The organism is Streptococcus sp. HMSC072D05 (genome assembly GCF_001815805.1).
Lineage (GTDB): Bacteria > Bacillota > Bacilli > Lactobacillales > Streptococcaceae > Streptococcus.
In genome coordinates, this window is sequence record NZ_KV822030.1 from 611 (window position 1) to 908 (window position 298).

Consider the following 298-nt stretch of genomic DNA (forward strand, 5'->3'; position numbering starts at 1 on the left):
CGCAGTAACTGGGGTGCCATTCTTATCTACCCGTCTAACCGTTATTGGAGCTGGAGTACCAACATATTTCTTGTCTGGAGTGAAGGTAATAGAGCCATCTGAATTGATGCTGTATTCACCTACACCTGAAACTGTCTTCGTTGACTGTCCATCTTCGAAAGTCATTGGTTTCGTATCATCAATTGGAACAACCGGATTTCCTTCTATGAAGGTTGGGGTACCTTTTTGCAGTTGACCTTGGATACCATTTGAAGTGGCATTCGTTGAAGTTGGAACTACTTCTTTCACCACCGCTTGG

1 protein-coding gene is annotated in these 298 nt (G+C 44.0%); it reads right to left on the bottom strand.

What is annotated here, in order from left to right; translation table 11 throughout:
• A partial coding sequence (locus HMPREF3057_RS05280) for a hypothetical protein (RefSeq protein ID WP_142350345.1) occupies positions 1-298 on the bottom strand: 298 nt, incomplete at both ends.